Genomic DNA, 25,617 nt, shown 5'->3' with positions numbered 1-25,617 from the left:
CGCCGGGACGCCGACAAAGAGGGAGGGACCGCGCGGGCTTTTTCCAGAAAGAGCTGGCGTCGGTCGTGGTGACGTAAAGTGCTGAAGTTTCGGTTCGTCATTCTTGCGGCGTTGCAGCTGCTGGCTTTTGCCGGCCTCGCCATGTTCGCGACCGCCGCGCGTGCCGCCGAAAAACAGGATCTGGTGATCGTCACCTCCTACCCGCCATCCTTCTTCGAGCCGTTTCGACGTGCATTCGAGACTGCAAACCCTGATATCCGCCTGTCGATCATCCAGCGCAACACGGCAAGTGCCACGCGCTTCGTCATGGAGAAGGCCGATGTGCCGGCCGACATCTTCTGGGCCTCGGCGACCGATGCTTTCGAACTGTTGAAGCGCAGCGGCGAACTGCGGCCCATTGCACCGCGCCAGACAGGCGCCGCGGAGAAGGTCTTCGGCTACCCCGTCAACGATCCCGCGGGCTATTACCTGGGCTTTGCGCTGTCCGGATACGGCTTCGTCTACAATCAGTCCTACCTCGCCCAGAACAAGCTGCCGGTGCCCCGAGACTGGCAAGATCTTTTGAACCCTGTCTATTCCGGCCAGATCGGCATCACGACGCCGTCGCGCTCAGGCACCACTCATCTGATCGTCGAAGCGTTGCTTCAGACCTACGGATGGGAAAAAGGCTGGGCGATGCTCTCCCAGCTCGGCGGCAATCTGTCGACGGTTACCGCCCGCAGTTTCGGCGTTGCATCCGGTGTCGCCCAGAGGCGCTTCAGTATCGGCATCACCATCGATTTCCTTGCCAATGCGCCAGAGTTCGCGGACGCCGGCAATGTGTTCATCCTGCCGCCCGATACTGTGTTCGTGCCGGCAAGCATCGCGATCCTGTCACGAGCGCGCAATGTGTCCGCCGCCGAGCGCTTCATCGATTTCGTCCTGTCAGAGGACGGCCAGAAGGTCCTGTTGCTGCCGGCCGTCGCTCGCATTCCTCTCAACCCAGCGCTCAACAAGGGCCTGCTGCCACAGGAAAGCGGTGACGGCCTGCTGAAGTACAGCGGCTTCGACGCGGCGCTTTCGGCGCGAAGATACGGTCTCGTCAACCTGATCTTCGACGACTATATCGTGCGCCGCCGGGCGACGCTTGCCCGGCTCTGGAAAAGGGTGGCGGACCTGGAAGCACTAGAGATCGACGACGCGCAGCAGCGTAGCGTGCTTGCGAGAGCCAAGCGCCTGCTGGCCACGCCGCCGCTTTCGGCAAACGACGTCGAAAACGCCGACGAAACGCTGAAGGCCGATTGGCCGCGCAGCATCGCCCGCTCGCCGGCACATACCGCGCTGACGCAAAGAGTGCGCGCCACCATCGAGCGGAATCTGGCAACGGCCGAATTGCTGCTTGCCTCCGTCGGGCGCCCGGCGACAGACCTCACGCCATGGCGGCAATAATGGGACAATCGATCGATCACGACGCCGGCGCATCGCCCTGGCGTTTCGGCATCGGTGCGCGCCTTATCCTCGCCTTCGTTGCCATCGTTGGCCTTGCCGTTGGCGCGTGCCTCGTCGGCTGGCTTTCCTACGAGCGCCTGTCGGGTGAACTGTCTCGAATTGCCGAAGACCAGATGCCGCAGCTCGCCTTCGCCTCTCGGCTGTCGAAGGCGGGCGCCGACATCGGTTCGGTGACGACGGTTCTCGCTGGAGCCGAAACACGCGCCGAATATAACGAGATCCGCAGCAGCTACGCCGCACGCCTTACCACGTTGCGCGCGCTGCTCAAGGAAAGCGGCACGAAATCGGATGCGACCGACCTCTTACCGCTGGCCGAAGCGATCGGCGAAAACCTCGACAAGATCGACCTTGCGGCCGGCAAGCGCTTCACGCTCAGAGAGGCGATGCGCTCCGATATCGACGAGTTGCGTTGGGTTCAGGCGGACCTGCTCGAGGAGGCTGATCCGCTCGTAGACGATATTCGCTTCAACATTGAAGCCGAGACCCGCAACGGCCACGGCGCTGCAGCGCTTGCGGAACAGCAAAAGAGCGAGGCCCTGTTGACGGCGGTGTCGCAGGCAAACCTCGCCACCGGGCTGATCGGCCGCCTCGTCAACGCCACCACGCAAGAGGAAATTCAAGAAACCAACGCCTTTCTCGGCGACAGCGCCGACGACCTTGCAAGCCGCATCGCCAGCCTCGAAAACTGGCCGGATAGCATCACCGTCCGCCAGCTGGCACGCCGCATTCTCGACCAGTCGGACGTCTCGACAGGAATCCCCAATCGCAAGCGCTCGGAAATGATCGAGGCGGCAAAGCTCTCCGAGCTTGCCGCCCAGAACGGCCGCCTGGTCGACGACCTCGGACGCAGGATCGAAACCAAAGTCGTTGCGATCGAGGCGAGCGCCGCCGCCGCCGCGCAGCGCGCCGCCACGGCAATCGAAACCGGCCGCAGCCTGCTGCTGGCAATCGCCATTCTCTCGGTGTTGCTGGCGACAGCGATCGGCTTCTTCTATGTCTACCGCAATCTGCTGGCGCGCATCCGGCTGCTTTCGGCCGCCGCCGGCGCGATCAGCAGCGGGCGCCCCGCAACCGCCATCCCCGCACCAGAGGCAGACGAACTCGGCGATCTTGCCCATGCCCTGGTGCTCTTCCGCCAGACCCGCGACGAATTGATCCAGTCGGCAAAGCTCGCCGCTCTCGGACAGATGGCGGCGGGAATCGGCCACGAACTCAACCAGCCACTGGCAGCCCTTCGGGCACATATTCATAGCGCCACGACGCTGATCGGACGCGGCAAGGGGGAGCAGGCGGTCACCAATCTCGATAAGATGAAGGGATTGACCGGGCGCATGGCCGACCAGATCAGCCATATCCGCCGCTTTGCCCGCCGGCCCGACGCGCAGTTGCGGCCGGTCGATCTGACCGCTGCCGTCCGCGACGCGTTCAGTCTACTTGAACATAGGTTCGAGGAAGAGGCCGTCGAAATGCAATTGCGCCTGCCGGAGGATGCCTCTGTCCTTGTCATGGCCGAGCCGGTGCGGCTCGAACAGGTGGCAGTCAATCTCATCGGCAACGCCTTGGACGCCGTCAAAGGCAGGCCCAAGCGCCGGGTACATGCAACAATCGAGCAGGTCGGCGCCGATGCGCGGCTGGTCGTCGGCGATACCGGCAGCGGCATTGCCGCTGATGACGTCGCCGCCGTCTTCGACCCGTTCTTCACCACCAAGCCGGTTGGTTCCGGCCTCGGGCTCGGGCTTTCCATTTCCTACAACATCGTCAAGGACTTCGGTGGCGAGATCTCGATCCTTGAGACCAGTGCGCATGGCACGCAATTCCTCGTATCCCTGAAAGGCCCGCAATGACGTTGGACCCGGATATCATCCTGATCGACGACGATGCCAGCGTACTCGAAGCCTGCTGTCAGGTGCTCGAACTGGAAGACTTCAAAGTGTCGCCGCACGGATCGGTGACTTCGGCGCTCATCGGCCTTCGCGCCGACAGCCGAGCCGTCATCGTTTCCGACGTGCGTATGCCGGATCATGACGGCTTCGATCTGGTTGCCGCGGTGCGCAAGATCGACCAGGACATCCCGATCATCCTGATGTCGGGCCATGGCGACATCCCGATGGCCCTTCGCGCCATGCGCGATGGTGCGTGGGATTTTCTGGAGAAGCCCGCCGATCCCGTGCATCTCATCGAAACCGTTCGCCGCGCCCGCGACCATCGCCGCCTGCTTCTCGAAAACCGCCGGCTGCGGCTATCGGTCGACGACGATGGCTGGGAAACGCGCCTGATCGGGCATTCCGCGCCCATGGTTGCGCTACGCGAAAAGTTGAAGCGCATTGCGGCTGCGGCGACCGACGCTCTCATCCTTGGCGAAACCGGTACCGGCAAGGAAGTGACGGCACGCGCGATCCACGATTTCAGCGGGCGCAAGGGTCGCTTCGTCGCCGTCAATTGCGGCGCCATTCCCGAAACGATGCTGGAATCCGAGCTCTTCGGCCATGAGGCCGGCGCCTTCACCGGCGCGCGCGAAAAGCGCATCGGCAAGATCGAATATGCCGACGGCGGCACATTGTTTCTCGACGAGATCGAATCGATGCCGCTTGCCGCCCAAGTGCGGCTGCTGCGCGTGCTGCAGGAGCGTGTCATCGAACGGCTCGGCTCCAACGTCGAACTGCCGGTCGACATGCGTGTCGTGGCGGCGACCAAGGCGGATCTGCACGCGGCGGCGAAGAAAGGCGATTTCCGCGAGGACCTTGCCTACCGCCTCGACATCGCGCGTGTGGAGCTGCCGCCACTGGCCCAACGCAAGGGCGACGTCGGCCTCCTGTTCCAGCACTTCCTCGGCCTCGCCGCTAAGCGGCAGGGCCGCACACCGCCGCGCGTGAGTGCGGAGCTTCTGGCCGAACTCGATGGCCGGTCATGGCCGGGCAACGTCCGCGAGCTGCGCAACGTCGCGGAGCGCTTCGTGCTCGGGCTCGATGATCGCGCCGATGTGGATCGGGCGGCAGCAGGCGGCGAGACGCTGGAGGTGCAGATGGACCGGTTGGAGCGCGCCATCCTGCTCGATAGCCTTGCGAGAAACGACGGCCGCGTCGGCGCGACCGCCGATGCGCTCGGCATTTCCCGCAAGACGCTCTACCTCAAGATGCGTAAATTCGACATCGCAGCGCAAAGTGATGGCGAGCCCGGTTGATGTTACCGGTTTGACCCCGTCGTTTTGTGGGGATGTTACCGTTTTTACCCATAGGGCCGCCAGAACCCTTGATTTTCGGCCCTTCTCAATCTGGCACGGCGCTTGCTCTCAATAGAGCGGACACCAAACAATCGGTGTCCCTATTGGGAGGAGATACCTATGTTGAAGACCATTGCTGCGGCGATGCTGATGTCGGCCGCCTTCGTTGTGACGGTTCACGCCCAGGACGGCGGAAAAGTCACGATCGTGACGTCGTTTTCCAAGGACGTGACCGATCCGTTCAAGGCCGGTTTTGAGGCCGCAAACCCCGGCTTTACCCTCGACGTCCAGAACAAGAGCACCAGCTCGGGCGTCAAATACATCGATGAGACCAAGGTGAACAACCAGGTCGACCTGTTCTGGGCATCGGCTCCGGACGCGTTCGACAGCCTCAAGAGCCGCGAGCTGCTGGCCAAATTCACCCCTTCGGTCACGGGCCTTCCCGAGAAGGTCGGCTCCTATCCGGTCAACGACAAGGACGGCTACTATTTCGGCTTTGCCGCCTCGGGTTACGGCATCATGTCGAATGACCGCTACCTTGAAGCCAACGACCTGCCGAAGCCGGTCGAATGGAGCGACCTGACCAAGCCGGAATACCACGACCACATCGCGATTGCCGCACCCTCGCGTTCGGGAACGACCCACCTGACGATCGAAACGATCCTGCAGGGCGAAGGCTGGGACAAGGGCTGGGCGACGTTGAAGGGGATCGGCGGCAATCTGCAGCAGGTCACCGAGCGTTCGTTCGGCGTTCCTGACGCCGTCAACTCCGGCCAGACCGGTATCGGTATCGTCATCGACTTCTTCGCCTTCTCGGCACAGGCAAGCGGCTTCCCGGTCTCCTTCGCCTATCCGTCGGTGACGACGGTCGTTCCGGCCAACATCGGCATCGTCGCCAATGCGCCGAACCAGGCGGGCGCCGAAGCCTTCGTCAACTACCTGCTGTCGGAGAAGGGCCAGGCCGTTCTGCTCGAGCCGGCGATCCGTCGCCTGCCGATCAACCCTGCTCTCTACGAGAAGGCACCGGAAGGCTTCCCGAACCCCTTTAAGGATCCGCGCTTCCAGTCGATGATCACGTTTGATTCAGACGTATCGAAGAAGCGCACCGACGTCGTCGACACGCTTTACGACCAGCTGATCTCGTTCCAGCTCGACAACATCAAGGGCGCCACCAAAGCGATCCACGAAGCCGAAAAGGCAGTTGCCGCCAACGAACAGGCGCCCGCACGCGCACTGCTGACGGAAGCCCACGCGCTGATCGCCGCCATGCCGATCACGGCCGAAGAAGCTGCCAGCCAGCAGATCCGCGACGCCTTCACCGGCGGCGAGGAAAAGACCGCCCGCCAGGCGGAACTCGAGCAGAAATGGGCCGCTTTTGCGAGTGAGAAGTACGCCGCTGCCAAGGCGAAGGCCGAAGAAGCGCTGGCTCTCGTCGACTGACACGGATCCAAGAGGCCGCCTGCTACCCGCGGGCGGCCATCCCTGAAAACTTATGCCATCGCCAAGCCTGACGCGCCCGCCAGCCAGTCTCTAGAGATCCGAACAGATCCTGGAGCGGCTGCGCGGCAGTCGAAGACGTTGCAGTGACCCTAGCGATCCAGAGGCGCGAGGGTGCTGCAAGCGCGTCAGGCTTGTCGACCAAAATCCGGAGTCTGCCCCATGGCGCTCGTTCAATCCATTCCCATAAGACGCGTTTCGGCCAAGCCCGGACAGATCTTTGCGATCTCGCTGATCGCACTCTTCCTTGCCATCTTTCTGATCATCCCGGCCGGGACGGTCATCTACACGGCGTTCACCGAAAAGGGCACCGGCGCGCTGACGATCGTCAACTTCGTCGATTTCTTCAACACCGATCTGTTCCGGCGGTCGTTCTTCAACTCCGTCTACGTCTCCGGCATGTCGGTCGTCTGGGCAAGTGCCATCGCCTTGCCGCTAGCGGTTTTAACCACGCGTTTCGACTTCCGCGGCTCGCTGATCATCCAGACGCTCGGTTTCATACCGCTGATCATGCCGCCGTTCGTCGGCGCGGTCGCCATGCAGCTGCTCTTCGGCCGCAATGGCACCGTCAACCTGATCCTTAACGACTGGTTCGGCATCCGCATTCCCTTCATGGAAGGGCTGAACGGCGTCATCTTCGTGCAGTCGCTGCACTATTTCCCCTTCATCCTCATCAATCTGTCGACAAGCCTGCGCAACATCGACCGCTCGATGGAAGAGGCTGCCCAGAACCTCGGTTCGTCCGGCGTCCGACTGTTCCGCCGCATCGTCTTCCCGCTGGCGATGCCCGGCTATCTCGCCGGCGCGTCGCTGGTCTTCGTCAAGGTGTTCGACGATCTGGCAACGCCGCTGCTTCTCAACGTCAAGGACATGCTTGCGCCCCAGGCTTACCTGCGCGTCACCTCGGTCGGCCTCACCGATCCGATGGGCTATGTCATCTCGGTCATCCTGATCGCCGTCTCGATCTTCGCCATGTGGCTCTCCGCCGTTGCCATGCGCGGCAAGGACTACTCGACGACGCAGCGCGGCGGCGGCGGTCTTTCCCGGCGCAAGCTCAGCCGCGGCGAAAGCGTCATTGCCTACGGCGTCGTCGGCCTGATCCTGCTGCTTGTGCTGTCGCCGCATATCGGCCTGCTCTTGCTGTCGCTTGCAACCGTCTGGTCCTACAGCCCGATGCCTGATGGTTTCACCATGGCGCATTACGGCCGCGTCTTCGGCGAAAGCTCGCTCTACATCAAGAACACGCTGATCTACGCCAGCCTCGCCGGCCTGATCGACGTCGTCATCGGCGGCGCCATTGCCTATCTGGTGCTGCGCACCAAGGTCGTCGGCCGTCGCTGGCTCGACTGGGCGGCAACATCCGCTCTTGCGATCCCCGGCGTCGTGCTCGGCATCGGCTATCTCCGCACCTTCTACGGCGTAACGCTGCCGGACGGCACGCCGCTTGCGACCCTCTGGGTCATGGTGGTGCTGGCGCTCGCCATCCGCCGGCTGCCCTATGCGCTCCGGGCCTGCTACGCGGCACTGCAGCAGGTGTCGGAATCGTTGGAGGAAGCCGCCGAGAACCTCGGCGCCACCAAGCAGCGGACGATCCGGCGCATCGTGTTGCCGCTGATGACAGGCGGTCTGCTCGCCGGCTTCGTCACCAGCTTCTCGACGGCTGCCGTCGAACTGTCGGCGACGCTGATGCTGATCCAGAGCAACTCGGACGCACCGATCGCCTACGGGCTCTACGTCTTCATGCAATCGCCGGCGGGTCGTGGCCCGGGTGCTGCCCTCGGCGTCATCGCCGTGATCATGGTCGCACTCTGCACCCTGCTCTCGCACTACGTCATCGAGCGCCGCCAAAAGGCGCTTGGCATGACGAAATAGAAATTCGGGAGGAACATTATGACTGTCAACATCAACAGCGCTGCACTTGCGGTGAGCCCCGCCAAGGCGATCAGCATCAGCGACGTCAATCTCTACTACGGTGCACTTCACGTGCTGAAGGACATCAACCTCGAGATCCAGCCAGGCGAATTCTTCGCCTTTCTCGGCCCGTCCGGCTGCGGCAAGACCACGCTTCTCCGGCTGATCGCCGGCTTCAACAACGCCCGGCAGGGCAAGGTCGTCATCGGCGGCCAGGACGTGCTCGACATGCCGCCATGGAAGCGGGACATCGGCATGGTGTTTCAGTCCTATGCGCTCTGGCCGCATATGACGGTGGCCGCCAATGTCGCCTTCGGCCTGGAAGAGCGGCGCCTGCCGCGCGCCGAGGTCGAGCGCCGGGTACAGGCCGCCCTCGAACTCGTCGGCCTGAAACACCTTGCCGATCGCCGCCCGTCGCAGCTTTCCGGCGGACAGCAGCAGCGTGTCGCACTTGCCCGCACGATCGCCATCGAGCCGAAGGTGCTTCTGCTCGACGAGCCGCTCTCCAACCTCGACGCCAAGATGCGCGTCGAAGTGCGGCGCGAGTTGCGCGACCTGCAGCAGCGGCTGAAGCTGACGACGATCTTCGTCACCCACGACCAGGAAGAAGCCAACACGGTCTGTGACCGTATCGCCGTCTTCAACGAAGGGCGCATCCAGCAGGTGGGCACGCCGATGGGGCTCTACGAGAAGCCGGCCAACCTGTTCGTCGCCAACTTCCTCGGCACGGCCAACATCCTCGACGGCGCGGTCAAGGGCACAGGCACGCAGCGCACCTTCGAGGTGGCGGGTGCCGGCTCGATCCCGATCCCGGCCGGCGTGACGGTGCCGACAGGCGCCAAGCTCGTCTTCCGTCCGCAATACGCGACGCTGGGCACGCTTGAACCGGGTGCCGTCGCCCTGACGGGGACGATCGCCCACCGCGAGTTCCTGGGCGCCACCGTGCGTTACGGCGTTCAGGTCGGCACGGCGACAGTGCTGATCGACGCGCCGTTCCACTCGGGCGACGCCCTGCTGGAGACGGGTGCCACGACCACGCTCGGCCTCAAGCCGTCCTCGGCGCTGTGGCTGGCCGAGTAAACAAGCGGACACCCGCCGGCCAATGGTCGGCGGGTATCCCCCTCTTCTCATTTCCGGTCGGGACACCGCACCGGCGAACTCCGAGCATGCCATGACCTCCCCACTGCCAAACATCATCCTCATCCGCCACGGCGAAACCCAATGGAACGTCGCCGGCCGGCTGCAAGGCCGAAAGGACACGCCGCTGACGGCAAACGGTGTCCGACAGGCGCTCGCCGTCGGCCTCAGGCTTTCGGAAAGAATAGCCGGCGAGACGAAACTCAAGTTCTGGGTCAGTCCGCTCGGACGCGCGCGCCAGACCGCGTCGATCCTGGCCGACACCTGGTCGGTTCCCTTCGAACGGTTCACCCATGACGAAGCGTTGGTGGAGCGGTCCTATGGTTCCTGGGAGGGCCTTGCTCACGACGAGATCGAACGGGATCTGCCACATGAATACGAAGCGCAGAGCGCAGAGCCATGGGATTACGCCATGCCCGGCGGCGAAAGCCGGACCACCCTCGACAGCCGCCTTATCGCCTGGCTCACGACGCTCGACCGCGACAACACGCACGTCGTGGTCACCCATAGCGGCTGCGTGCGCGCCCTGCGCGGCATCTACACCAAAGCCTCCCGCGCGGAGATCCTTGCTTATCGCGAACCGCAGACGGCATCCTTCCTGCTGTCTGCCGGCAGTGAAACCACGATCGGCATTCCGCTCAGCATTCTGCGCGCACTCGGCTGCGAAGGCGAAGGCCGGACCGTCTGGATCTGAACGCGAACCGCATACTCTATGCAGACAAGCCCCGCCGTCACGACGGGGTTTGTCAGACTGCTGACAAGGCCGTTCCTGACAGTTTGCTGGCTGCGGCAGGCTCGGGGTCGGCCAAAATCGCCCTCGTTCCCGTGCCTGTCACAGGAAACCAGCCAGCCCGGTTGCTTGGACCGAAGGGTATTTTGACCTTGCGGTCGCCAGGTCGCTGGCACCTGTATTGTCAGAATGGTTTGAAGACAGTCTTGTTCCTGAGCAACGCGTTTGCAGTGGCAAGCAGCTGACCGACAGCCTACCGGACGGGAGCATCGTCGCCCTGCTGCAAAGCACGGCGTGGTCATTCACCACTCGCCGCCTTGGCACAACACGATTTAGACGACGACCAGGCCCGAAGAGCAGACCGTCATGTTCTGTCCCCGCGCCTTGGCGTCGAGCAAGGCGGCATCCGCCCGCGTCAGAAGTGTTGCCACCGTGCCCTCGCGCGGCGACGAGGCGATGCCGATCGACACCGACACGGAACCGAGGATGCGTCCCCGATGGGAAAGCGGCGTCGTGCCGATCTTGTCGCGCAGGCGCTCGGCGAATTCGAAGCCGGCCGTCTCGCTCATCTCAGGCAAAAGCATGGTGAACTCTTCGCCGCCGAAACGATAGGTCGTTCCGAGCTCGGCTGCCGCATCGAGCATGATCTGGGCAACGTATTGCATCACCACGTCACCGGCATCATGGCCGAACTCGTCGTTGAAGCGCTTGAAGTGGTCGATATCGATCATCAGGCAGACGAGTGGTCGGCCGGCCCGCTCGCGCAATTGCTTGTTCAGCGCTTCATCGAGGCAGCGCCGGTTGAGCAATCCCGTCAAGGCATCGCGGACCGCGAGGTTGGTCAGCTTCTCGCGCAGCTGCAGGTTGGCGACGGCGAGGCCGATGTTTTCCGCGATGAGTTCGAGATAGAGTCGCGACGTTTCGACGGCCGGCTGCTCGGGCGAGCGCTCCTCGAAATAGAGCAGGCCGATCGTATCGCCTTGCGCCGTCAGCGGTACGCAGAGGCCGGCGACATCGCTCTCGTCCAGATGCTGGCAGGCGATATCGCTCTGGCCGCCATTGCTGACATGAGGCCTGCCGCGCCGCAGGCCCCAGCAGGCGCTCGACGGAAAGCTGTCTGCCGAATGCTGCGGGTCGAGCCAGGTGCCGACACGCGTCAGGGACGTCCGGTTATCGTTCAGCACATAGAGATGGCCGGCAAGATTGGGGAAGATCTGCGGCGCGAACCGCGCCACGACTTCTGCCAGCTCCTCCTGGATCTGGCAGGCCTGCAGCCGGTGCATCATCTGCAGGATCAGGTCCTTGGTCTGCTGATCGAGCCGCCGTTCGGCATCCAGCCGATCGCGCTCCAGCCCGTTGGTGCGGAAGATATGGATCGCCTCGTTCATCTCGCCGATCTCGTCGCGACGGCGATCGAGCGGCACTTCCACTTCGTAATCCTGCTTGGCGAGCCGCGTGACGATACCCGTCATGCGCACGAGCGGCATGGCCACGCGCCGTTTGAGCACGAAATAGAGAACGCTGAGAAAAAGTGCTGCCGTGATCGCAAGCATCGTCCTTGCGGCAAGGCCGAACCAGTCGCTCCGTTCCTTCGCCTGTTCCAGCATCGCACCGGTTCTGGCCTTGGTCAGCTCGCGGAAGCGGACCACCGTTTCAAGCAAGGCGGTCTGGAGCCGGTCGTGCTCGGGGCCAAAAAGCATCTGTTGGGCGGCCGCCTGATCGCCCTTCTGATAGGCGTCGATTGCGGCCACCTCGATCTTGTCGAGAGCCTCTGCCTCACGCTCGACCTCCTGAAGCGCGGCCAGCTCCTCCGGCGACGCGCCGAGTTGGCGCACATTCCGGATGGCCGCCTCGTGGGTGCGCTCCTCCTCTTCCTTGCGATGGAAGCGTTCGAGATGGCGCAGGTCCCCCCGCATCACATAGAGGCGCGCGGCATCGCTTCGCTCTTCCGCGCCAAGTGCGAGATCCTCGCCAAGCGTGTCGAGCACAAGATGCTGCTCGGCCGCCTGCCGCTCCTCGATCGCACTGTTCGTCGACAGGATGAACGCCACGCCGGACAATCCGGTCAGAAGCACCGTGACGCCATAGGCCCAGTTTGTAATTGCGTTGATTCTCATAGGATCATCTATAGCCGACGTCGGCAGCCGGCTGTAGCCGGTGCCGACGTCGTTTACGCACAAACTAGGGCACGGATGTCGTCGTTACCATTCCTTGCTGAGCTTCAGGGTGAACGTCCGGCTTTCGCCATAGCCGCAGACCGAAAGGCCCTGGCATCCCTTCACATATTCCTTGTCGAAGAGGTTGGAGACATTCAGCGATGCCGCCCAATCATTCTTCTCATAACGGATTGCCGCGTCGACCAATGCAGCCGAGTGGACCTTGCGCGTGTTCTCCGCATCCGCCCAGGATTCCCCCTGGTACCTGACGCCTGCGCCAAGGCTGATACCCTCGAGCGCTCCGGATGGCACCGTGTAGTCGAGCCACAGCGATGCCTGAGCATTGGGAACAAGGTACGGCGTCGTTCCCACCAACGCCGGGTTGGCGTCTTCGGTCACCTCTAGATCGATGAAATCAACGCCGGCGATCAGCTTCCAGTCTTCGTTGATGTTGGCCTTGCCCTCAAGCTCGATGCCGCGGGACCGCACTTCACCCGTCTGGGTCGAAATGCTCGTCAACGGGTTGGTCACGAGAGCATTGCGTTTGGTCAGTTGGTAGAGGGATGCCGTCAACACGCCGTCGAAGAACGTCGGCTCGTACTTCAGCCCGACCTCGAACTGTTCGCCTTCCTGGGGCTTGGTATTTCCCGTTGCCGTCACCGCCACGATCGGGTTGAAGAAAGTCGCAACGCTGACATAAGGCGTCACGCCGTTGTCGAACTCATAGGCAAGGCCAGCGCGGCCGCTGAAAGCACCTTCGTTGTAGCTGAAAGTATTGTCTTGCGTCGGCGCCCAGAAGGTCGGGCCGTTCCGGGTGTTGGTGTCCACGTAGTCGTAGCGACCGTTGAGCGTGACGAGCCAGCCGTTACCGAACCGGATCTGATCCTGCGCGTAAACGCCCAGTTGCTGCTGCGTAACCACCTGATTGATATAGGTGGCGTTGGCGGGCTGCGGCGCCCCATAGATCGGATCCGTTGCGCTGATGGGCGTTGCAGGCGATGAAGCCTGGACGTGGTCCAGCCGGTAGTACTTGTAGTCGAGGCCGACGAGCAGCGTGTGGTCCAGAGCCCCGGTCTCGGATTCTCCTTCGACGCGGTTGTCGACGGCGAAGGTATCGACCTTCGACGTCGCCTCAAATCCTAGACGATAGAGAAGATTGTCCGGGGTGGCGGGCACCGTCGACGACGGAAACGGCAGGCTCGGATCGTAATATCCGTAGGGATAGGGGCCGTTCTCATGCTTGTAGAGATGGCCGTAGCGCAGGTTCTGGCTGAATTGCCATCCCCCCTCGAACTCATGCTTGAATTCATAGCCAACCATCTGCTGGACATAGGTGCCCTCGTCCAGATCGGGTTCGCCAAAGAATGCGTCGCGATCGATCTTGCCAAAAGGTGCGTCGACGACGGTGCCGACATAGGGAAGGAAGCCGTTGCCGACATGCACCTGATCGAGGCCCTGCAGAACGCCATAGACCGTCAGGCTGGTCGCATCGTCAGGAGCGTAGGTGATCTGCGGAACGATCAGGCCACGCAGATCGTTTGAGAAGTCGGTGTAGGTGTCGCCGCCCGACACCTTGCCGGTGACGCGATACCGGATGGTGCCGTCGTCCGTCAGTTTGTCGTTGACGTCGAAGCCGGTGAAGGCGTTGCCGTCGCTGTTGATGCCGATCTCTGTGTAATAGAGCGGCTCATCGCGTGGTCGCTTGCTGATCAGGCTGATGATGCCGCCAGGGTTGGCACCACCATAGAGCACCGAAGCCGGCCCTTTGAGCACTTCAACGCGCTCAAGCATGAAGGGGTCGATCTGGAAACCGCCGAAGCCGAAGCTGAAGAGTGACAGGCCGTCGAGGAATACGCCTGTCTGCGCCGCGTCGAAACCGCGAATGTAGTACCAGTCCGTATCGGCATCGACGCCGAAAGGCTCGGTGGTGACGCCGGGCGTGTAGCGCAGTGCCTCGTCGATCTTGTTGACGACGCCGCGATCGTCGAGTTCCTCGCGACCGATAACGGAGACGGATTGCGGTATTTCGCTGATCGGCCTGGCCGATTTCGAGCCGGTCGTCGAGGCCTTGGCGACGTACCCCTCGACGGGGCCGGTGGCGTCGTCGCGCCCGCCCTGTGCCTGTACTTCGATTTTTTCGAGCTTCGTGGCGCTACCGTCCTGGGCCGCAGCCACCGTCGACATAAGCAACGCGACGCCAGCAACGCCGCTTGCAAGCAGTTCCTTCAAACGCACACCCTTACCGTCATGCTGCATCGTATCGTCGCCCCTGGTTGCCCGGCCTGCTATCCCCACAGCGTAGGGCCCGGCTTTCTGACTGCTGATAAGATGACCGTTTATATCAAGTATTTGGGCGCGGCTTGTTTCGATTCCTGAAAGTTGAACGCTTTTGGGCAAATATGTACGAGCAACCGTTCAACACCGACGGCATTTGCTCACACAAGACGGCTTCTTTTCCACAGCGCCGGCGTGGCTCCGACCGCCTTGCGGAAGGCACGGGTGAAATGGGCCTGGTCGGAGAAGCCGGTTTCGGCAGCGATCTCGGTCAGCGACGCTTCGTTTTTCAGGAGCAGTTGCTTTGCGCGCTCGATCCGAGCGTTTGTCTGCCACTGGTGGGGCGCAACGCCGGTCGAGGCCTTGAAGGCGTGGCTGAAATGAGATTGCGAAAGGCCGGCAAGACCGGCCAGTTCCTCCAGCCTGATGTTGCGAACGCTGTTTTCCTCGATGTAGTCCATCACCCGGCGCAGCTGCCAGGACGCTAGCTGGCTGCGCTTGCGGGCGCTGCTGCGGTTGAGCTTCATCAGATCGATGAAAAGAGCGACCGTCAGTCCGTCGCCATAGAGATCGTGAAGCGGCTGCGGGTTCAGGCATTCCGACGCGATCAGCCGGGCGAGCTGAAGAAACCGCTCGTCCTCAAACATCAGCCGCGGCACGTCGCACTGACCGGCATCGAGGTCCTCCATCAGCCGTCGGCTGAGGATGTCGATGTTGAAGTGCAGATCGAGATGGCGGATAAATTTGACGTCAACCACATCGGCCCATATCTCCATGCCGGCCGGGATGTAGGAGATCGCCTGTTCTCGGTAGCTTTGGACGGTGCCGTTCGCCTGGGATGAGAGTTTGACGTTGCAGCGGCTCCCACCCTGCGCATCCAGCACGATGAACATCCGCGGATCATTCGAAACGTAATAGCCGCCTGCATGCGGTTCGCACTCGACATCCCACACATCGGCGATAATCCCGTTCCACTCCCGACGATGCAACTCGCCCAGGACTTTGAAACCGGTAATCTTGTTCTGCATCTGCGGCTGAAACGTCATTATCGCGTTGCCCGTCTTCGGGAAGGTGGGGTTTTCGTTTGCTTTATTCCTTCCCCTATTACTCACCTTTAAACCGCTACGAAAGTCCCCGGTGGCGGCTTTTCGATGGGCACAGCCCAGAGGGCCGAAGCACAAAACCCTCTGACCGCACGACTATTTCACGCAGTCCACACCAAAGGACCACGCGGACAGTCCCCAAGGTGGTCGATCGGGCTATAAGGCCTTCCATGAACAAATCAGGAGATCACGATGGAAACCGTTGAAATCGCCGACCGCAGCGAGTTTGCCCTCTGGGCAATCCAGCGCGCCCAGGAAATCGTCGTAACCGAAGGCGCGTCTTTCGCGATGGCAGCCCGCGATATGGACGACGCGGCCTTGAGTGCCGCTGCGGCAGCACTCGGCAAGGCCATCAGCGAGGCCATGCTCGAAGTTTTTGACGGCCTCGTTTCCGACTGATTGGGCAGACACAAAGGGCAGCGCACATGGCGGCCCTATCTCTCTGTCATTGTCTGGCCTTCTGCCTTGCGAGTTCCTTCTTGAAGGCGGCGCGGGATTTTTCGACGATCTGGCCGAGCAGATCCGGATCGACGAAGGCATTCTTGTCGCCTGCGTCTCGCCGGGCCGCCCTTCCGAGAACATCCGCGAATTCCGGATGCGCCGGCAGCACCACATCCGCCTTCATGGCGGCAAGCCGGTCGAAGCTCACCTCGAAATCGCCGACGATGCCGGGATAGCGCTTGTTGCCGAAGAGCTTGTTGCCGGCAACGGTGACGCTGCAGGGAAAGACCACTTTGAGCGCGCGTCCGTCCTCGAACGCCGATGTCGACCAGGTGGTGCATCCCGGCGTGTGCCCTGATGTCAGCGTCGCCTGCATGCTGACATCTCCGAGCGTCACGACGTCGCCGTCGGCAAGAACATGGTCGACCTTGACAGGCGGAAACGTTCCACGCCTGTAGCTGGTCTCACCGTCATGCAGACCGTTTTCCAGCGCCCAGCGATCGGCCGCGACCGCATGCAGCCTGGCGCCGCTGTCGCGCTTGATCTGGGCCACACCGGCAACATGATCGTAGTGCGCATGGCTCGTGACGATGATCTTGACATCGGAGAGCTTGAAGCCGAGCGCTGCGATATTGTCCTCGACAAGCGATGCGGTGCTCTTCAGCGTGCCGTCGAGCAGAATGGCCTCTCTCCCCGAGGTGATCAGATAGGCCGACAGCCCCTTGGTGCCGACGTAGTAAATGTTGCCGACGACGCGAAACGGCTTTGTCGGTCGGGACCAGTCGGCGTTGTCGGCCATGGCCGCACTGGCCAGGCAAAAGGTGGCGACCACCGTCGCCAGACAGCGCCGCATCAACGTTCTCATGCATGCCTCCGCATCTCGAATTTGGTTTCCGTGAACTTTGGATGCGTCTTGCCTAAGCAGCCGCGACGGTGTCGACAAACGACGATAATTTGCGGCAGTCATTAGAATAATTTGGATTTCGGCTATCGACTGCGATCACCATCGGCCGCCGTGCCGCTGACGATTGCGGCAGCGAGAAAACTTCGACCACGCAATGCTCATGCAACCCTTGAGACCGAGTGTCGCTCTCACTGCCACCAGCAGAAGAGGGACGATGGTGAAGGGAACCGGGCTTCACGGCGACGGCGGCACGCGGCAAAGCGTGACTAGGGCTTGCGTGCGAAGGGTTCGCACGATCGGGCGTTTCCTGCTGCTTGCTTTCACGCCCTGGCTCGCCATTGCCTTCTTCCTCGTCGAGGCCCATGCCGAAACCAAAGGCGGCGCGCGCGAGAAATCCGTCGCCATTACTTTCGACGACCTGCCCCACGCAAATGCCGGGGAGGACGGGACGGATCACCCCTCCACCGAAAGCATCGAGGCGGCGAACGCCCGCATTCTCGCGGCCCTCAAGGCCCACAAGGCGCCGGCCATCGGCTTTGTCGTGGAAAGCAAGGTTCGCGCTGTCGGGCCGCGCGCAAAAAACATCCTGAAGGATTGGACCGGACCGCGCCTGACGCTCGGCAATCATACCTTCTCGCACGCGGACACCAATACGCTCGACATCGCCGGCATCAAGCGCGAAATCGTCGACGGCGAGAAAACCACGCGGCAAGTGCTCAAGGCAGCCGGCAAGGATCTGCGGTTCCTGCGGTTTCCCTACAACCACACCGGCGACACCGAGGAGAAACAGAAGGCGATCGCAGCGCTTGCCGCCAAGCACGGCTACACGATCGCAGCCTCCACCATCGACACCTCGGACTATGTCTTCGATCGGGCCTATGAACGCGCCCTTGCCGAGAACGACACGGAAGCGGCCCATCGCATCAGGACCGCCTATCTGATGCACACCCAGCAACAGATCGCCTACTACGCCGGTCTCAACGAGCAGGCCCTTGGCTACGAACCGCCAGCGATCATGCTGCTGCATGTCAACCGGTTGAACGCAGACGCGATGAAGGCGATCCTGTCGCTGTTCGAAGAGAGCGGCTACGGTTTCATAACGCTTGAGAAGGCGCTGGCCGACGCCGCCTATCGGCGACCCCTCTCCCATGCGACGAAATACGGACCGATGTGGGGTTATCGTTGGGCGAAGGACAGGAACATGCAGGTTGATGGCAGCCTTGAAAGAGAGCCGCCGGAATGGATCGTCACTTACGGCGAATAGCCACCCGCTGCCGATGCCGACCTGACCACTCCAGCGCACCGACGCCGAGACACCGTCTTCGACTGGCGGAACGCCCGCCCAAATGCGACGCCGCCTACGCCGAGCTGCTTGCCGCCGGTCCATCGGATTGCAGGGAGCTGTCTTCCATCGCCGCCATCAGCCAATCGTTAAAGGCCGACATCGCCAGCGTCGGTGCGCGCGACCGCAACCGCGTCAGCCAGTAGCTTCCCATCGACGTATAGACGTCGAAGGGCTGACGCACCGTGCCGTTCGACAGCAGTCGGGAAAACATGAGTGGCGGCGCAAGGGCCACGCCGATGCCCTGGGCCGCCGCCTCCATCATGGCAAGCGACGAATCGAAGACAACACCCTTGAGAAGCGGTGCCGGATACGTGATGCCGGCGGCGGCAAACCAGTTCACCCATTCATCGGCCCGGTAAGACCTGAGCAGCGTGTGGTTCAGAAGGTCAGCGGGCCGACGAAGCGTGTCGGCAATCTCCGGCACGCACAGCACCGAAAGCGGTGCCTCGAACAGCCGCGTCGCCTCGATATTGTGCCAGGAACCGCTGCCGAAGCGTATGGCGTAATCGAGGCCCTCGGCCGCCATGTCGACACGATTGTTGTTCGTCGACAACCTGATATCGATGAAGGGGTATTTTTCCTGAAAATCCGCAAGCCGGGGCAATAGCCAGCCGACGGCAAAGGTGCCGACGGCGCCGATCATCAGGACTTCGCGCAGGTGGCCGCCCTCGAAGCGCTCCAGCATATCGGCCATACGGTCAAAGGAATCCTGCAGCACCGGCAGCAGCGCCTCGCCCTCGGCGGTGATCATCAGGCCGCGCGGCAGGCGCTTGAAGAGCGTCACGTTCAGCCGGCTTTCGAGCAGCTTGACCTGGTGGCTGACAGCCGCCTGCGTCACGCACAGTTCGATCGCCGCGCGGGTGAAACTCAGATGTCGTGCGGATGCCTCGAAAGCACGCAGTGCATTGAGAGGGAGATGCGGCCTGACCATGAATGCCCTAATTCAACTTATGGGTCCTGCAAATAAACGTGGTTTGCCGCTTCGGCACAACCCCTTTACGGTGAACTCACTTCGGCACCCCGTTTCGACGGGACGTGGCCGCCAACACATCGAGGTTTTGGCCCCTCAATCAAACGTCTTGTGAAGGATCCAACCATGTGTCGTCTCAGCTGAACCTCCTTTGGGCACGCCCCACACATTTTGCCCCCTTCGCATCTGGGCCCACAGCCGCCGCGAGCCAATGCGCATGTCACAGCCTTTGGTGGCGAAACCGAGGCAGCCGTGACGGGATAGGCGAAACATCGGGCTCCTGAGCCCGGCCCGCCACGGCGCATCATATTCACGCAACAGACCTGCGCACGCCAACCGCTCCCATCTGCAGCGGATGGCGAAGCCATGTCTTTCGACCCCCGAAAGTCGCCGATCTCCATCATGAAATTCATTGCAAACCTGCTCGCGACGCTGATCAACCTAGCTACGCTTCTCGGCGTCGGGCTCGCATTTTGCGTTGCGGCCCTGACACGTGACCTGCCGGACCATCGGGCGCTGGCGACCTGGGAACCGGCGGTCTCGACCCGGCTTTACGCCGGCGATGGCGCGATGATCGCGCAATATGCGCGCGAACGCCGGCTGTTCCTGCCGATCGGCGCCGTGCCGGCGCGGGTCAAGCAGGCGTTCCTCTCGGCTGAAGACAAGAACTTCTACCTTCATCCCGGCATCGACCTGTCGAGCCTAGCCACCGCGCTCTGGTCGAACGTCGCCAACTACGGCTCCGGCCGGCGCATGATCGGCGGATCGACGATCACGCAGCAGATCGCCAAGAATTTTCTCCTGTCATCGGACCGCACCTTTGAGCGCAAGCTGCGCGAAGCAATCCTGTCGATCCGCATCGACCAGACCTATTCCAAGGACCGGATTCTCGAGCTTTATCTCAACGATATCTATCTGGGTCTTGGCGCCTACGGGATCGCGCAGGCAGCGCTGACCTATTTCGACAAGTCGGTCGATCAGCTGACGGTGGCCGAAGCGGCCTACCTTGCCGCCCTTCCGAAGGCTCCGAACAACTATGACCCGTACCGCCACCCGGATCGCGCCGTTACCCGGCGCGACTGGGTCATCGAACAGATGCGCCGCAACGGCGTCATCGACAGGGACGTTGCGGCCGCAGCGACCGCCTTGCCGCTCGGCATCAAGCCGAAGCGACAGGAGGCATCCGCCGAAAAGGCAGACTATTTTGCCGAGGAGGTGCGCCGTCAACTCGGCAGCCGCTATGGCGAAGCTGCCCTCTATACCGCCGGACTTTCGGTGCGCACGACGCTCGATCCGCGGCTGCAGCAAGCGGCCATGCAAGCGTTGCGAAACGGACTGGTCGCCTACGATCAGGCAAAAGGCTACAGGGGACCGATCGCCCGCCTGCCCTCCCTTGATGGGTGGCAACGGGCGCTCGCCAAGCGTCAGCCGCTTTTGGACGTGCCGGAATGGCGGCTGGCCGTCGTCCTTTCCGCCGCCAAGGACACGGCCGAACTCGGCCTCAGGCCTTCGGGAACAGAAGCGCAGGCGACGGCCCCCGCCGACACCGTTGCGATTGACCGCGACGACAATGGCTGGGCCTTGTGCCGCCTCACCGAAGGCAGGCGCCGTTGCACCCCTTCGCTCGACGGTGTGCTGTCGCCCGGCGACATCGTCTATGTCGAGAAACTCGAGATCGGTTACGTGCTGCGCCAGCCGCCGCAGGTGCAAGGCGCGCTGGTCTCGATGGATCCGAACACCGGGCGGGTGCTTGCAGTGGCCGGCGGATTTTCCTACGCCCAATCCGAATTCAACCGCGCGACCCAAGCCTATCGCCAGCCCGGCTCGTCGTTCAAGCCGTTCGTCTACGCCGCAGCGCTCGATACCGGCTACGCGCCGACCACGCTTGTCATGGATGCGCCGATCGCCATTCCCGACGGCACCGGCAAGACATGGCAGCCGAAGAACTACGACGGGCGGTTCAGCGGCCCGTCAACCCTGCGCACGGGCCTTGAGAACAGCCGTAACCTGATGACGGTTCGCTTGGCCCGCCATCTGGGCATGGATCTGGTCGCCGACTACGGCAAGCGCTTCGGCATCTACGACGAGTTGCGCAGCTATCTGCCGATGGCACTCGGTGCCGGAGAAACCACGCTGCTCAGGCTCGTTTCCGCCTATGCCGTCATCGCCAATGGCGGCAAGGCCGTAACCCCGTCGATGATCGACCGTATCCAGGATCGCTATGGCCGGACGATCTACCGGCAGGACAGTCGCCATTGCACGGACTGCAACGCACTCACCTGGGAAAACCAGGAGGAGCCGGTGCTTGTCGACAACCGGGACTATGTGCTCGACCCGATGACGGCCTACCAGATTACGTCGATGATGCGCGGCGTCGTGGAGCGAGGCACCGCCCGCAATGTCGCCACGCTCGGCGTCCCGATCGCCGGCAAGACCGGGACCACCAACGACGAGAAGGATGTCTGGTTCGTCGGCTTTACGCCCGGTATCGTCACCGGTGTCTTCCTCGGCTACGACACGCCGAAACCGATGGGCTACGGCGAGACCGGCGGCGGGCTTGCCGCCCCGATCTTCATCGACTTCATGAAGGTGGCGCTTCAGGGAAGGCCTGTGGCCGACTTCCACCCGCCGGCCGGCATGACCTTCCAGCCGGTCGATCGCAAGACGGGACGGCCGGCTGAGGAAGGCGCTCCGGGTGCCATCATCGAAGCCTTCAAACCGGGGACGGGTCCCTGCGACGGCAGTTGCGCCATCATCGACGACAGGGAAATGGCCGAACTGCCTGGCGATGATGCGGACGCGGGCCTCTCTCCCGAACTGCGGGAAAAACTGCTCAACAACACCGGCGGGCTCTACTGATATGGCTCAACGCATGTCATCGCGCGCGGATCGCCGCAAGCGCATCGCCTTCCTGATCACCGCCTTTGTCGTCGTATTCCTGACGATGCTCGGGCGCTTGATCCAGCTGGGCACGGCCGAGATCGAGACCACCGGCTACGTGCCGAAGCGCCCATCGGTCGGCCGCCCCTCGATCCTCGATCGCAATGGCAACCTCCTGGCGATCGACGTGCCGAGCTCCGGCGTCTATGCCGAGCCTCGCTTCATCGTCGACGCCGACGAAGCGGTCGAAAAGCTGACAACGATTTTCCCGGATCTCGATGCCCGCGAACTGCATCAGCGCCTGAAAAGCAAGGCGCCCTTTGCCTGGATCAAACGGCAGGTGACGCCGGCACAAGAGCAGGCGCTCTGGGACGCCGGCATTCCGGCGGTCGGCTTCCAGCGGGAAAAGCGGCGCGTCTACCCGAACGGTTCGCTTGCCGCCCACGTGCTCGGCACCGTCGATATCGACAATATCGGCATTGCCGGCATCGAGAAATGGATCGAGACGCAAGGGCTCGACGTGCTGCGCCAGACGGGCATGGACCTTTCCCATCAGAACCTGCAACCCGTCACCCTCACGCTCGACATCCGCATCCAGCACGCTCTGCAGATCGAGCTTGCCAAGGCAATCGAAAAGTTCGGGGCGAAGGCCGGCGCCGGGCTGGTGCTCGATATCACCAATGGTGAAGTGCTGGCGCTTGCCTCCGCTCCGGACTTCGACCCGAACAATCCCGCCGATGCGCTCAAGCCCGACCGCATCAACCGCATTGCCGCCGCTACCTTCGAGATGGGCTCCACCTTCAAGGCGCTGACCACGGCGATGGCGCTCGATTCCGGCCAGTTCAACATCCGCTCGGTCATCGATGCCAGCAAGCCGCTCGCCTTCGGTCGGTTTCGTATCCGCGACTATCTCGGCAAATACCGACCACTCAGTCTGCCGGAAGCCTTCATCTATTCCTCCAACATCTCTATGGCGAAGATGGCAATCGCGCTCGGTCCTGAAAACGTCCGCGCCTTTCTCTCCCGTTTCGGCCAGATGTCGCGGCTGACGACCGAGTTGCCGGAAAGCGCTCATCCGCAGCTGCCGCGTTCCTGGGGTCAGATCGACACAGCAACCGCATCCTACGGCCACGGCATTGCGGTAACGCCACTGCAGGCAAGCATCGCCGTTGCAGCCCTCGTCAACGGCGGCCACCTGATCAGGCCGACGCTGATCAAGGGTTCCGATGTCGAGGAGCGGGTGCTTGCCACTGATCTCATCAAGCCCGAAACCGGAGAGGCGATGCGCTTTCTGCTTCGCCTCAATGCCAGGACCGGATCGGCACGAAAGGCCGAGGTCAAGGGCTACTTCATCGGCGGCAAGACCGGCACGGCAGAAAAGGTCGTCGGTGGGCGCTATGCCAAGGATCTCAATCTGACATCCTTCATGGGCGTCGTCCCGGCAGACAACCCGCGCTATCTGCTCCTGACCATTCTGGACGAGCCCAAGGGCCTTCCAGAAACCTATGGCTTTCGCACGTCCGGCTGGAACGCGGCGCCGCTCGGTGGTGCGGTGTTCGAGCGTATTCTGCCGATGATGAACCTGATGCCGACATTCGAGGTTCGCGACGTCACATTTCCGTCGATTGCGGCACAGGATGCCTATGGCTCAGAGCTGTTCTCCGGGCCGAACCGGGGAGAGCACTCAGACCCGGCAACGCCATTGGGCACCCCCTTGTAGCCGACCGAACCGCTCAGGAGGCAGAGATGCGCGCTGCCGCGCAATATCCGGCGGTCGCGGCAGTGGCGGTCAAGGCCGCGCCCCAGATCATGTCGACGATCGTCAGCGTCAGCGACCAGTTGCGAAGCGTCGCCAGGTTGCTGAGATCATATGTGCCATAGGCGACGAGCCCGAGAATGGCCCCTGCCATCATCGCAGTCGTCCAGCTTCCCGCCTGAAGTGCTGGAGATACGGCGAAGTAGACGATGCCGGCCACGTAAACCACGTAAAAGGCGCCTGCGGCGGCGAAATTGGGCTGATCAAGCAGCAGCCCGCCCAATCTCTCGCGATAGAACCCGGATGCGACACGTGTGAGCCACAGAAAATCCAGCACCAGGAACACGAAGGCGGTGGAGAGGTAGGCGACGACATGCACCAGCATCAAACCTGCTCCTTTCTGGTGGGCCAGCGGCTCATATGCCGAGCACCGGCTGAATGAGCCGGACCAACCAGCTCTTGAACTTCAAGGGCGCATCGGTGACGGCAAGGCAAATGCAGTCCTCGCCTTCGCTTGCCAGCGGCTGATGCGTGAGGCTCGCATCCGCCTCCTCCAGATCACCGCGCGCAAAGACATCGCTGCCATCGCGGAAACTTCCGGCGAGCACAAGGGTCAGCTCCTGCCCCGCGTGGCCATGCTCAGGTACAGGCTTGCCCGCCGGTATCCTCAGCAGCCTTGCGATGGTGCTGGCATCGGCCAATCGGATCGGAATCTGGTAAGCCCCCATCCCGAGCGAGCGCCATTTGAGGCTGTCGATATCGCCGCCGAGATAAGAACGCAGCGGCTCCGGCAAAATGGGCATGGCGCCCGGTACCTGTGGGTGGTCTTCCTTTGGCCGCGACACCGGCGCCTCCATCTTGTCGATCCGGCTGCGCATGCGTGCCCAGGCATCATCGGATGCCGTGCCCATGGAAATGTTTTCGAGAAGTGCACCGCCGATCGTCTCCATCTTCGCCAGGCGTTGGCGACAGGACGGGCAAAGCGCAAGATGCGTCGCAACGGCTAGGCTCCAGCCTTCCGCCAGTTCGCCGGAAGCATAGCGTAGCAGCAACTCGTCACTGACGTGATGATTGATCGACATCATCGCTCCTCCAATGCTGCGCGCAGCTTGGCAAAGGCGAGACGGATACGCGACTTCACCGTGCCGAGCGGGATCGAGAGCGCCTCGGCAATGGCACTGTGGGAGGCGTCCTCGTAGAAGGAACGTTTCAACAGCTCGAGTTGCTCGGTCGGCAGTGCCGCCATCGCACGGTGCAGCCGCTCGGCCTCCTGAAACGCCTCAAACGCCTTGTCTGCCGGCGCCGCGTCGTCCTGGACGAAGGTGGGATCATTCAGGTCGAACTCCGGTCGCTTCGTCCGGCGGTAGACATCGATCCGCACGTTGCGGGCGATCGTATAGATCCAGGTCGAGACAGTGCCACGCGAAGGCTCGAACTGGGCTGCCTTGTTCCAGACGACCATCATCGTTTCCTGCATCAGTTCCTCGGCGGCAGTCCCATCCCTGCAGAGGCGCGCCATGTAAGCCTTCACCCGTGGCGCATAGTGGCGAAACAGCACCTCGAAAGCCTCGACATCCCGGTTCAGCCCGACCAAAACAAGCAAGCCAGACATCTCGTCCGTGGGCTGTTCCTGATCGTTTTCATCCATGCGCGCGCGCCTGCTCCCGCTTTTCGGCAAAGCCCTGGCAAGACGATCCGGACATGGCTTCCGGTCGTTTTCGCATGGTGGCGCGAGGATGGAAACAGCGATTGTCATGCAGATCGATACGGATCGTCGGAACGGGCAGATCACCGCGCCGAAAAAT

The 25,617-nt window shown here is 62.5% G+C and carries 19 protein-coding genes; 11 read left to right on the top strand and 8 right to left on the bottom strand.

Features of this window, described 5'->3' with window-relative positions:
• Positions 1–78: 78 nt before the first annotated feature.
• The 7 genes from BLJAPNOD_RS22290 (at position 79) to BLJAPNOD_RS22260 (ending at position 9,947) form a co-directional block, all read left to right on the top strand.
• Positions 79–1,428, top strand: a complete 1,350-nt coding sequence (locus tag BLJAPNOD_RS22290) for an extracellular solute-binding protein (RefSeq protein ID WP_077502535.1) — start codon at positions 79–81, stop codon at positions 1,426–1,428.
• Positions 1,428–3,332, top strand: a complete 1,905-nt coding sequence (locus BLJAPNOD_RS22285) for an ATP-binding protein (RefSeq protein WP_115421522.1) — start codon at positions 1,428–1,430, stop codon at positions 3,330–3,332. The genes BLJAPNOD_RS22290 and BLJAPNOD_RS22285 overlap by 1 nt, the downstream gene beginning before the upstream one ends.
• A complete protein-coding gene (locus BLJAPNOD_RS22280; RefSeq protein WP_115421521.1) occupies positions 3,329–4,669 on the top strand; it encodes a sigma-54 dependent transcriptional regulator in 1,341 nt (446 codons plus the stop codon). The genes BLJAPNOD_RS22285 and BLJAPNOD_RS22280 overlap by 4 nt, the downstream gene beginning before the upstream one ends.
• A gap of 183 nt (positions 4,670–4,852) precedes the next feature.
• Positions 4,853–6,148, top strand: coding sequence for an extracellular solute-binding protein (locus BLJAPNOD_RS22275; protein WP_244611090.1), 1,296 nt, complete (start codon positions 4,853–4,855; stop codon positions 6,146–6,148).
• Positions 6,149–6,367: 219 nt separating this feature from the next.
• Positions 6,368–8,077 carry an iron ABC transporter permease gene (locus BLJAPNOD_RS22270; RefSeq protein ID WP_077502539.1) on the top strand — a complete coding sequence of 570 codons (1,710 nt, stop codon included), beginning with the start codon at positions 6,368–6,370 and terminating at the stop codon, positions 8,075–8,077.
• A gap of 18 nt (positions 8,078–8,095) precedes the next feature.
• On the top strand, positions 8,096–9,196 hold the full coding sequence (locus BLJAPNOD_RS22265; protein ID WP_077502540.1) for an ABC transporter ATP-binding protein: 1,101 nt from the start codon (positions 8,096–8,098) through the stop codon (positions 9,194–9,196).
• Between the two features lie 91 nt (positions 9,197–9,287).
• The gene (locus BLJAPNOD_RS22260) at positions 9,288–9,947 is read left to right on the top strand and encodes a histidine phosphatase family protein (RefSeq protein WP_115421519.1); all 660 of its coding nucleotides are present in this window, start codon (positions 9,288–9,290) and stop codon (positions 9,945–9,947) included.
• A gap of 368 nt (positions 9,948–10,315) precedes the next feature.
• Here the strand turns inward: BLJAPNOD_RS22260 and BLJAPNOD_RS22255 are convergent, their stop codons facing one another.
• The 3 genes from BLJAPNOD_RS22255 to BLJAPNOD_RS22245 form a co-directional block, all read right to left on the bottom strand.
• Positions 10,316–12,100, bottom strand: coding sequence for a diguanylate cyclase (locus tag BLJAPNOD_RS22255; protein WP_115421518.1), 1,785 nt, complete (start codon positions 12,098–12,100; stop codon positions 10,316–10,318).
• A gap of 84 nt (positions 12,101–12,184) precedes the next feature.
• The gene (locus BLJAPNOD_RS22250) at positions 12,185–14,395 is read right to left on the bottom strand and encodes a TonB-dependent siderophore receptor (protein ID WP_115421517.1); all 2,211 of its coding nucleotides are present in this window, start codon (positions 14,393–14,395) and stop codon (positions 12,185–12,187) included.
• 179 nt (positions 14,396–14,574) lie between these two features.
• A complete protein-coding gene (locus tag BLJAPNOD_RS22245) occupies positions 14,575–15,459 on the bottom strand; it encodes an AraC family transcriptional regulator (protein WP_115421516.1) in 885 nt (294 codons plus the stop codon).
• 249 nt (positions 15,460–15,708) lie between these two features.
• Here BLJAPNOD_RS22245 and BLJAPNOD_RS22240 point away from each other — a divergent pair, with 249 nt between their 5' ends.
• Positions 15,709–15,915: a hypothetical protein gene (locus BLJAPNOD_RS22240; RefSeq protein ID WP_077502544.1), complete on the top strand. Its 207-nt coding sequence runs from the start codon at positions 15,709–15,711 to the stop codon at positions 15,913–15,915.
• A gap of 46 nt (positions 15,916–15,961) precedes the next feature.
• Here BLJAPNOD_RS22240 and bla read toward each other — a convergent pair whose 3' ends face one another.
• Positions 15,962–16,822, bottom strand: coding sequence for a subclass B3 metallo-beta-lactamase (gene bla, locus BLJAPNOD_RS22235; protein ID WP_115421515.1), 861 nt, complete (start codon positions 16,820–16,822; stop codon positions 15,962–15,964).
• Positions 16,823–17,075: 253 nt separating this feature from the next.
• On the opposite strand from bla, the gene BLJAPNOD_RS22230 reads away from it, so the two are divergent.
• Positions 17,076–18,125 (top strand): polysaccharide deacetylase family protein, encoded by a 1,050-nt coding sequence (locus BLJAPNOD_RS22230; RefSeq protein ID WP_158556152.1) that lies wholly within the window; start codon positions 17,076–17,078, stop codon positions 18,123–18,125.
• Positions 18,126–18,219: 94 nt separating this feature from the next.
• Here BLJAPNOD_RS22230 and BLJAPNOD_RS22225 read toward each other — a convergent pair whose 3' ends face one another.
• Positions 18,220–19,137, bottom strand: a complete 918-nt coding sequence (locus BLJAPNOD_RS22225) for a LysR family transcriptional regulator (RefSeq protein ID WP_115421513.1) — start codon at positions 19,135–19,137, stop codon at positions 18,220–18,222.
• Positions 19,138–19,578: 441 nt separating this feature from the next.
• On the opposite strand from BLJAPNOD_RS22225, the gene BLJAPNOD_RS22220 reads away from it, so the two are divergent.
• Both BLJAPNOD_RS22220 and BLJAPNOD_RS22215 read left to right on the top strand, forming a co-directional pair.
• Positions 19,579–22,035 carry a penicillin-binding protein 1A gene (locus BLJAPNOD_RS22220; protein WP_115421865.1) on the top strand — a complete coding sequence of 819 codons (2,457 nt, stop codon included), beginning with the start codon at positions 19,579–19,581 and terminating at the stop codon, positions 22,033–22,035.
• Between the two features lie 13 nt (positions 22,036–22,048).
• Positions 22,049–23,776 (top strand): penicillin-binding protein 2, encoded by a 1,728-nt coding sequence (locus tag BLJAPNOD_RS22215; protein ID WP_244611048.1) that lies wholly within the window; start codon positions 22,049–22,051, stop codon positions 23,774–23,776.
• Positions 23,777–23,789: 13 nt separating this feature from the next.
• Here the strand turns inward: BLJAPNOD_RS22215 and BLJAPNOD_RS22210 are convergent, their stop codons facing one another.
• Genes BLJAPNOD_RS22210 through BLJAPNOD_RS22200 form a run of 3 tightly spaced genes read right to left on the bottom strand, consistent with a single transcriptional unit; the run spans position 23,790 to position 25,460 of the window.
• Complete coding sequence (locus BLJAPNOD_RS22210) at positions 23,790–24,194, bottom strand: DUF2177 family protein (RefSeq protein WP_115421864.1); 405 nt, start codon at positions 24,192–24,194, stop codon at positions 23,790–23,792.
• A gap of 34 nt (positions 24,195–24,228) precedes the next feature.
• Entirely contained in the window at positions 24,229–24,894 is a 666-nt protein-coding gene (locus BLJAPNOD_RS22205; protein ID WP_115421511.1) for a ChrR family anti-sigma-E factor, read from the bottom strand.
• Positions 24,894–25,460: a sigma-70 family RNA polymerase sigma factor gene (locus BLJAPNOD_RS22200; protein ID WP_244611047.1), complete on the bottom strand. Its 567-nt coding sequence runs from the start codon at positions 25,458–25,460 to the stop codon at positions 24,894–24,896. The genes BLJAPNOD_RS22205 and BLJAPNOD_RS22200 overlap by 1 nt, the downstream gene beginning before the upstream one ends.
• Between the last annotated feature and the right edge of the window lie 157 nt (positions 25,461–25,617).

It is taken from the genome of Ensifer sp. M14 (genome assembly GCF_003355565.1).
Classification (GTDB): Bacteria; Pseudomonadota; Alphaproteobacteria; order Rhizobiales; family Rhizobiaceae; genus Ensifer.
Note: the sequence above shows the minus strand (reverse complement) of the source record. Positions and strands in the feature narration are given on the sequence as shown.